Annotated in this window: 6 protein-coding genes and 2 pseudogenes; 6 read left to right on the forward strand and 2 right to left on the reverse strand. The window is 66.9% G+C overall.

The features are described 5' to 3' along the window. Nucleotides 1–166: 166 nt before the first annotated feature. Nucleotides 167–448, reverse strand: a pseudogene (locus WA944_RS12795) (IS1380 family transposase); the annotation flags it as partial. A 139-nt stretch (nt 449–587) separates the two neighbouring features. Between WA944_RS12795 and WA944_RS12800 the strand changes: the two are divergent. The 3 genes from WA944_RS12800 to WA944_RS12810 all read left to right on the forward strand — a co-directional run bounded on the left by WA944_RS12800 (nt 588) and on the right by WA944_RS12810 (nt 4,367). After that, nucleotides 588–1,685: a site-specific integrase gene (locus tag WA944_RS12800; protein ID WP_526610794.1), complete on the forward strand. Its 1,098-nt coding sequence runs from the start codon at nt 588–590 to the stop codon at nt 1,683–1,685. A gap of 221 nt (nt 1,686–1,906) precedes the next feature. Next, nucleotides 1,907–3,934: a tyrosine-type recombinase/integrase gene (locus WA944_RS12805; RefSeq protein WP_526610796.1), complete on the forward strand. Its 2,028-nt coding sequence runs from the start codon at nt 1,907–1,909 to the stop codon at nt 3,932–3,934. Beyond that, nucleotides 3,921–4,367 carry a DUF6262 family protein gene (locus WA944_RS12810; RefSeq protein ID WP_526610799.1) on the forward strand — a complete coding sequence of 149 codons (447 nt, stop codon included), beginning with the start codon at nt 3,921–3,923 and terminating at the stop codon, nt 4,365–4,367. The genes WA944_RS12805 and WA944_RS12810 overlap by 14 nt, the downstream gene beginning before the upstream one ends. 75 nt (nt 4,368–4,442) lie before the next feature. On the opposite strand, the pseudogene WA944_RS12815 reads toward WA944_RS12810, so the two are convergent. After that, nucleotides 4,443–5,579, reverse strand: a pseudogene (locus WA944_RS12815) (IS1380 family transposase); the annotation flags it as partial. 204 nt (nt 5,580–5,783) lie between these two features. On the opposite strand from WA944_RS12815, the gene glnX reads away from it, so the two are divergent. The 3 genes from glnX to WA944_RS12830 all read left to right on the forward strand — a co-directional run. Continuing rightward, entirely contained in the window at nt 5,784–7,103 is a 1,320-nt protein-coding gene (glnX, locus tag WA944_RS12820) for a protein kinase G-activating protein GlnX (protein ID WP_526372696.1), read from the forward strand. A 9-nt stretch (nt 7,104–7,112) separates the two neighbouring features. After that, nucleotides 7,113–8,075 carry a glutamate ABC transporter substrate-binding protein gene (locus WA944_RS12825; RefSeq protein WP_526611146.1) on the forward strand — a complete coding sequence of 321 codons (963 nt, stop codon included), beginning with the start codon at nt 7,113–7,115 and terminating at the stop codon, nt 8,073–8,075. Next, nucleotides 8,075–8,870, forward strand: a 796-nt coding sequence (locus WA944_RS12830) for a serine/threonine protein kinase (RefSeq protein ID WP_526611145.1), incomplete at its 3' end; no start/stop codon positions are given. The genes WA944_RS12825 and WA944_RS12830, both read left to right, overlap by 1 nt.

Raw genomic sequence — 8,870 nt, forward strand, 5'->3', positions numbered from 1 at the left:
CTTAGCCTGAAACCGTGGATCATTGATTTCGTGGCGTTGGGGAGCTGATTCTGCACGATTGGGGCGGCTGGGAAATGGTGTGGGTATGAGTGATCCGCTGGCCTGCACCAGCTTTCCTGTTGTCTGCGGTTGGGCCTGGGATGGCGGGTGGACAGGGAGGTGGTGTTCATCCTGGGCGTGGGATCGCCGGGCTGTAGCCGATAGTGTTGTGCCACAGGGTGGTCCATCCGGCCTGCCACGGCCAGTGCGCCGGCAGGTGCAACATCGGCTTGCGGGCCGGGGCGGCGAAACGGGCAGGCACATTGACCAGGTCGCGGCGCAGGGTGGCGCCGCGGGCCACGGTGTGCTCGCCGCCGGCGATCGTGCCTGCGGCGCGCAGCAGGTTGTGGGTGATCACCGCGCAGGCCAGCCAGGCGCAGTTGGCAGAGAACAGCCCGGAGGGGATATGGAGCTAGTTGTCGGTTGTCCACCACGTGCATGACGCATGTTGGAAATCCAGGATTCTGCGTGGTGGATGCGATTACCTTCTGCTGTCCATCACGAAAGCGGGATAGCGGGAGGTTGCGGTGCGGGTGCAGCGTGTTGTCATGCCGGAGACCGAGTTGGAGTCGTGGACGGTGCTCGGTGACGATCAGTTGCCGATCCAGCCGGTGGAGCGGTTCCTGGCGTATCTGGCGTCGATCGAGAAGTCGCCGAACACCATCAAGGCCTATGCCCACGATCTGAAGGACTGGTTCATGTATCTGGCTGGTCACGGCCGTGACTGGCGGTCGGTGACGCTGGAGGATGTGGCGGGGTTCGTGGCATGGCTGCGGCTGCCGCCGCAGGCTCGTGACGGGACGGTCGCGGTGTCGCCGACCGTCGCGCATCACTGTTCGGCCGCCAGTGTGAACCGCAAGCTCGCGGCGTTGACGTCGTTCTGCGGGTTCCACGTCCGCCACGGCGTCGAGTTGACGGGGCTGCTGGTCACCATGGCCCCGGCGGGCAGGCGCGGCTGGTCGGCAACGGCGTACAAGCCGTTCCTACACCATGTGACCAAGAAGGAAGCCCAACAGCGGCGTGCGGTCACACTCACACAGCCTCGGCTGAGGCCGAAACTCCTTACCGCCAAACAGGTTCAGACGATCCTCGACGCGTGTGAGCATTTGCGGGATCGGCTGCTGTTTGCCCTGCTGCTCGACACCGGCGTCCGCATCGGTGAGGCGTTGGGGCTGCGTCACGAGGATCTCGACATCGCGGGCAGGACCCTCACCGTGCGGCCCCGGCCCAACGACAACCGCGCCCGCGCCAAGACCGGTGTGTGCCGAATCGTCCCGACCAGCCCGGAGCTGATGCGCCTGTATGCCGACTACCTCAACGGCGAGTACGGCGCCCTGGATTCGGACTACGTATTCGTCAACCTTTGGTCGGAGCCCAAGGGCCACCCGTGGGCCTACCCCGCCGTCTACGACCTGGTGCGTCGCCTGCGGGTGCGCACCGGCATCGATTTCGGACCCCACCAGTACCGGCACACGTATGCGACCTGGCTGCTGCGCCGGGGCGCCGGAATGGAAAGCGTGAAACAGCTTCTCGGCCATGCGTCGATCACCACCACGATCGACACCTACGGGCACCTCACCGTCGAGGACGCGCGGGCCACACTGGAGGCCGCGGGCTGGTTCACCGGCCGGGAGGTGCGGTGGTGAGCGCGCCGTCCCCGTACCCTGCGTCCGAACGCACCGCTCTGCGGGGAAAGCTGCTGGCCCGGGTGCGCCCGGAGTTCCGGGTCGAGGTCTATCTCGCCGATCCCGATGATCCGGTGTTGGGCCGTCGGCCGTGTGCGGTTCCCGAGTGTGATCGCTCCGGGGCTGAGAACGGGCTGTGCTGTGGTCACGGTCAGCGTTGGCGCGCCCAGAGCCGCCCGACGATGGCCGTGTTCCTCGCCAACCCGGGGCCCACCCTGAATGGGCGCCGGAATCTGACGACCTGCTCGGTGACCGGATGCCGTTACGGCAGCAGCGGTTTCGGATTGTGCACCCGCCACCGGTCGGCCTGGACCCGCGATGGCCAGCCAGATCCAGGCGGGTGGGCCGCCCGAGCGGGCCTGCTCGGGCCACCTGATCCGGCGGAATGCCTGCTGCCGTTTTGCACGGTGTGGACCGAGAACGCAAGGCAGCTGTACTGCAAGTCCCACGCGACGCGGTGGGCTCAGTTGGGGCGCCCGGACAGCGCGGAGTACGCCGCGCACTGCCTGCAGCGCGGCAAGGCCCGTATCGACTTTCGGGGGCTGGCGCCCCAACTCAAGCTCGAGTTGCAATATGCGGTTCAATGCCGCCACGACCAGGCCACGATCATCACCGCGCCGGCAGTCGTGGCCTGGACAATCCGGTTGACCACCGGCGCCGGTGCGACGTCGCTGCTCGACCGCACCTCGCAGCAGTGGCGAGAGCTGGCGGGGCCGAAAGAGGGGAGCTACCAACGGTTCTTGGGCTTCGCCCGCGACGTAGTTGAGACCCTGCATGAGGGCACGGGCTGGGATGTGGAATATCCGCGTGACATCTGGCGCCTGCACCGCCTGCCCGGCCTGACGGCGAGCCCGGGTAAGCGACCACAGGCACGCATAAACCTGCGCTTCGACCGGATAGCCCAACGGTGGCTGAGAACACTGACCAAACGCTGGGCCCGGCTGCGGCTGAGTTCGGGATTGACTCCCGCCACCGTGCAAAAAGATGTCCAGGGCCTGACGCGATTCAGCACCTTCCTGACCGAATCCGCCCCGCAGGTCCACGCCCTCGCCGGTATCGACCGCGCTCTGCTCGAACGCTACCTGGCCTGGCTTGTCACCCAGCCCATCGGCCGCGGCGCGAAGGAGGACGCCATCACCGCACCAGGGGTCTTCTTCCAAGCGATCCGCCAACACGGCTGGGACCAGACGCTGCCGACAACGGCGGTGTTCTTCCCCGGCGACATGCCGCCTCGCCCGCCCAGGGTCACCCGCCACGTGGCCGAGCACATCATGGCCCAGGTCGAAGCACCGGCCAACCTCAACCGTTGGCCAAACCCCGAGGGCCGACTGATCACCATCATCTTGATCCGATGCGGGCTGCGCGCCACCGACGCCTGCACCTTGGCCTTCGACTGCCTGCTCCACGACGGGCAGGGCGCCCCCTATCTGCGCTATTTCAACAACAAGATGCGTCGCCAGGCCGCCGTTCCGATCGATGAGGAACTCGAAAGCGAGATCCGCGCCCAGCAGCAGCGGGTGATCGCCCGCTGGCCCGACCGTCACCCGCACCTGTTTCCCGCCCTGATCGGCAACGCGGGCGGTCAGAACCCAATCACCTACTACAGCTACCGCGGCATGCTCAACACCTGGCTGGACACCTGCCAGATCCGTGACGAACACGGCCGCCCCGCACACCTGACCCCGCACCAATGGCGGCACACCTTCGCCTGCCGGCTGATCAACCGTGATGTCCCCCAAGAAGTCGTCCGAGTCCTGCTTGACCATGAATCACACGAAATGACAGCGCATTACGCCCGGATCACCGACCAAACCGTTCGCCGACGCTGGGAAGCCGCCACCAAGGTCAATATCAAGGGTGAGCGCGTCACGCTTGACCCTGAAGGGCCTCTGGCACAAGCACAATGGGCCAAGACCCGCTATGGCATCGCCACCCAGACGCTGCCCAACGGCTACTGTGGGCTGCCGCTGCAACGGTCCTGTCCGCATGCCAACGCCTGCTTGACCTGCCCGGTTTTCCTCACCGGCCCCGAGTTCCTGCCCGAGCTGCGCGAACAGCACGGCCGCACCCTCGCCCTCATCGATGTCTCGACGAGACAGGGACAGACTCGCATGGTCCAGATGAACCAACAGGTACTCACCAACCTCGAACGCATGATCGGCGAGGTCGAAAACAGTGAGCAGGAAGGTGCCGACGATGCCGCGGGCTGACAACTCTCACTTCGTCATCGCTGCCGCCCGCCGCCGGGCAGCGGCAACCCACAAACGCGCGGTGTCGACGCTGCGACGTATGGACAAAGCCGGTCTACCAATCACTTTCGAGGCGGTAGCCCGCCAAGCCGGGGTCTCCCGATCCTGGCTCTACAACCAGCCGGACCTGCGCACCGAAGTCGAACGCCTCCGAGCCCGGCGACAACCCCCGACACCCCACGCCCCGGTCCCATATCGGCAACGCGCCTCCGACCCCTCCCTGCTCCAGCGGCTGCAGGCCGCTACCGAGCGCATCAAGCAGCTGCAGGCCGAAAACAAGCAACTCCGTGAGGCGCTGGCCCACGCGCTCGGTCAGCAGCGCACCAACGCCATCCACGGCGACCGCCGCGACACGCCGACAACAAAATCCGCCGCCATCATCGGCCCCTGCTGACCATGCGTCGAAAACACCGTCCTCAACACATAACCGCTGGTCAGCGCCACCACCACGTCATCAGCTCCAGATAACGGAGGGGATATGGGCGAGTGGTCCGTCGATCAGGTCGGCGAAAGTGGTCTCGACGATGGCGTGTTTGCGGTGGGTGAGATCGGCCTGGTCGGTGGGTAGCTCGGAGTTGGTGAAGAACGGATGGTAGCGCCACACCGGGAACAGCCCGTCGGGGTAGCGGGCGTCTTTGACCCGGCGCACCACCAGCCGGGCGGTGACCTTTTTACCGCGGCCCAGCCGCAGCATGTAGGGGGTTTCGGCGACCTCGGCATCAGAGATCAACGCCCCGGTGTCGGGATCGATGACTGCGCCGGGGTAGTGCACCGGGGTGAACGCGGTCTCGTCGATGTCCTCGATCGCCGCGGTGACCCGGCGGTTTCGGGCCAGGCTCAGCGAGAACTCGATCTGCTCGGCCAGGCAGGCGGCGATGACTTTCTTGGTGCCAAACGCCGAGTCGCCGCGCAGCATGATCGTGGCGCTGGCTCCGGCCGCGCGGGCGGTGGTGATCGCCTGCCTGACTTGGCGGGCGGCGCCGCGCCCGGAGCCGGTCTTGCCGCTGCGCAGCCACGCCTCGGCGATCACCGGCGCCGCGCCCGGCACCGACAGCGTGGTGACCAATGGGGACAGTCCCTTGCGCAGCAGCGCCCGCCCGGCGATCTTGGCGTGCCCGAACGAGGCACCCTGTTTGCGGTGCCCGTAGACCGGGCGCAGCAGCGAGTCGATGTCCAAGAACGCCCGCTGCTCGGCGATGCCGGGCAGCAGCTCGGTGCGCGCCGCCAGTGCCGCCAGATGCTCGCGGGCCACCGCGGCGAGCTGGTTGGCATGTCCGAAGGTGAACTCACGCAGAAAGATCCCCAACGTCGAGGGCGCGTACACCTCACCGAACACCCGGGGCGTGCCGCCGGCACGCAACACGTCCACATCGTCGATGCTGTCCGCGCCGCACATCATGCCCGCGATGATGGTGGTCAGCTTCCCGGCCGGATTGACCGCGCCCGAAGCCACCCGGGTGCTGGGCAATGTGACGTGCTCGCCGATCAACCGCGAAAGACCGGTTTGCTCAGCGAGTTCCATCACCGGAACCAAACCGGCCGCCGACACCAGATTCAGCTCGTCGAACACCGCGGACCCGACGCTGAACGTATGCGATGATTGCACTGAGAATGCCTTCCGAAACCGGGACCATTACGACTTCAACAATCGTTATTATCCCAGTTCAGAAGGCATTTTCGCTGTTCACACGCCGATCAGATCGCAGATTGGTCCACGGATTCAGGCTTAGCTTAGACTTCTTTTATAGAGTTCGGGTGAAGTCGATACGAAAGCCAGAGAGATCGAGACCAAGATGAGGTCCGCGCAACCGTGACTGTGGAGTTGGCGCATCCCTCGACCGAACCTCTTGCGTCGCGGTCGCCGACAACGCCGTCGCATCCCCGGTGGTGGTTCCTGTGGACGACGCCCGGCCGCATCCTGAGCATCGGATTGGTGTTGGCGGCGCTGGTGATCGGCAGCGCGTTCGCGACGTCGACGACGATCAACAACCGGCAGCAGGCGTTGACCACCGTGCTCAATCACACGGAGCCGCTGTCGTTCGCCGCCGGGCAGCTCTACACCACGTTGTCGGTCGCCGACGCCGCAGCGGCGACGGCGTTCATCGCCGGTGTCGAACCCCGCGCGGTGCGGCAGCGCTACGAGCAGGCGATCACCGACGCCGCGGTAGCGGTGACGCGGGCGTCGAGCGGGCTGACCGATGAGCCGATGGTGCAGTTGCTCGGCCGCATCAACGCCCGGTTGGCCGTGTACACCGGGCTGGTCGAGACGGCACGCACCAACAATCGGGCGGGCAACCCGGTCGGTTCGTCGTACCTGTCCGAGGCGTCGTCGATGATGCAGCAGCAGATCCTGCCCGATGCCCAGCGGCTCTACGAGGAGACCTCGGCGCGGGTGGACGCCGAGACCACCGCGTCGACCCGGATCCCGGGCCCGGTGATCCTGGTGGTGTTGGCGACCCTGCTGTTCGGGTTGTTCGCCAACCGCTGGCTGGCCAAGCGCACCCGAAGACGGGTCAACATCGGGTTCGTCGCCGGCGGGATGGCGGTCCTGATCATGTTGATCTGGGTGGGTACCGCACTGGTGATATCGACGTCGGACAGCCGAAGCGCGAAGGACACCGCGGCCGAGTCCCTCAAGACCGTCACCAACCTGGCGATCACCGCCCAGCAGGCCCGCGCCGACGAGACTCTGTCGCTGATCCGTCGCGGCGACGAGAACATCCGCAAGCAGTCGTACTACCAGCGGATCGAGGCGATGCAGGACCAGCTGGCCAAGTACATGGCGCGGGACGACTCGATCGACAAGACCGACCTGGCCGACGCGGATGAGCTGCTCGACCGGTGGCGCGCCGCCGACGACCGGATCACCGCCTACATCGCGGTCGGCAATTACCAGGCGGCGACGCAGGTCGCGCTGGGGGTCGGCGAGGACGACGCCACCCCCGCATTCGACAAGCTGGACGAAGCGTTGACCAAGGGCATCGAGCAGAGCCGCAACCAGCTGCGCAGCGACATCGTCAACGCCCGCCGGGTGCTCTCGGGCGCCACCGTCGGCGCCGCCGCGCTCAGCGTCGCGGCGGCCATCGCCGTGGCGCTGGGAATCTGGCCGAGACTGAGCGAGTATCGGTAGCGGGGGCACATGAACAGGACACTGGGGACGCTACTGGCGACGGCGCTGCTGCTGAGCGGGTGCGCCGAGGCCGCGCCGATGGATCCCAGCCCCGGCGTCACGCTGGCGCCACCGACCCCGGCGGGGATGGAGGAGTTGCCGCCGGAACCGGCACGGGTGCCGTCCGCCGACGCAGACGACTGCAACCTGACGGCAAGCCTGCGCCCGTTCGACACCGAAGCCGAGGCCGAGGAAGCCGTCGCCGACATCCGGGAGCGCGGCAGGCTGGTGGTCGGGCTCGACATCGGCAGCAACCTGTTCAGCTTCCGTGACCCGATCACCGGCGAGATCACCGGCTTCGACGTCGACATCGCCGGGGAGATCGCGCGTGACATCTTCGGCACCCCGTCGCAGGTGGAGTACCGGATCCTGTCGTCGGCGGACCGTGTCGATGCGCTGCAGAACAACGAGGTCGACGTGGTGGTCAAGACGATGACCATCACCTGTGAGCGCAAGGAGCAGGTCAACTTCTCCACGGTGTATCTGACTGCCGACCAGCGGATCCTGGCGCCGCGCGACTCGCCGATCAGGACCCCGGCCGATCTGTCGGGAAAGCGGGTCTGCGTCGCCAAGGGCACCACCTCGCTGCAGCGGATCCAGGAGATCTCGCCGCCGCCGATCGTCGTCGGCGCGGTCACCTGGGCCGACTGTCTGGTCGCGTTGCAGCAGCGCCAGGTCGACGCGGTCAGCACCGACGACTCGATCCTGGCGGGGCTGGTGGCCCAGGACCCCTATCTGCACATCGTCGGCCCCTCGCTGAGCGAGGAGCCGTACGGCATCGGCATCAACAAGGAGAACACCGGCCTGGTCCGGTTCGTCAACGGCACCCTCGAACGGATCCGCCGTGACGGCACCTGGAACACGTTGTACCGCAAGTGGTTGACGGTGCTGGGTCCGGCGCCGCAGGCTCCACCGGCGAGGTACTCGGACTGATGAGCGAAGCGCCACCCGAGGACCACGACGACGACCCGGGTACCCAGCCGGCGAGTCTGGACGAGCTCGACATGGAGTCGGCGCCGACGATGCGCCCGATGTCCACCCAGGCGGTGTTCCGGCCCAACTTCGACGATGACGACGAGGACAGCGATTCGCTGCAGACCGGCGACACCGAACCACAGGACCAGCCGACCACGCTGACTCGGACGGTCTCGCCGACACGGCGACTCGGTGGCGGCCTGGTGGAGATCCCCCGGGTGCCCGCCGTGGATCCGCTGGCGGCGCTGATGACCGACCCCGTCGTGGCGGAGTCCAAGCGCTTCTGCTGGAACTGCGGACGGCCCGTCGGCCGGTCGACGGCCGATGGACGGGCCCTGTCCGAGGGCTGGTGCCCGCACTGCGGCAGCGCGTACTCCTTTCTGCCGCAACTGGGTGTCGGCGACATCGTGGCCGACCAGTACGAGATCAAGGGCTGCATCGCGCACGGCGGCCTGGGATGGGTGTATCTGGCGTTCGACAAGAACGTCAACGACCGCCCGGTGGTACTCAAAGGCCTGGTGCACTCCGGTGACGCCGAGGCCCAGGCCATCGCGATGGCCGAGCGGCAGTTCCTCGCCGAGGTGACCCACCCCGGCATCGTCAAGATCTACAACTTCGTCGAGCATGACGACAAGCACGGCAACCCGGTCGGCTACATCGTCATGGAGTACGTCGGCGGATCGTCGCTCAAGCAGGCCACCCGGCTCAAGCAGACCGAGGGCACCCGGCTTCCGGTGGCCGAGGCCATCGGCT

The sequence above is a fragment of the Mycobacterium sp. genome (assembly GCF_049683355.1).
In the GTDB taxonomy this organism is placed as follows: Bacteria; Actinomycetota; Actinomycetes; order Mycobacteriales; family Mycobacteriaceae; genus Mycobacterium.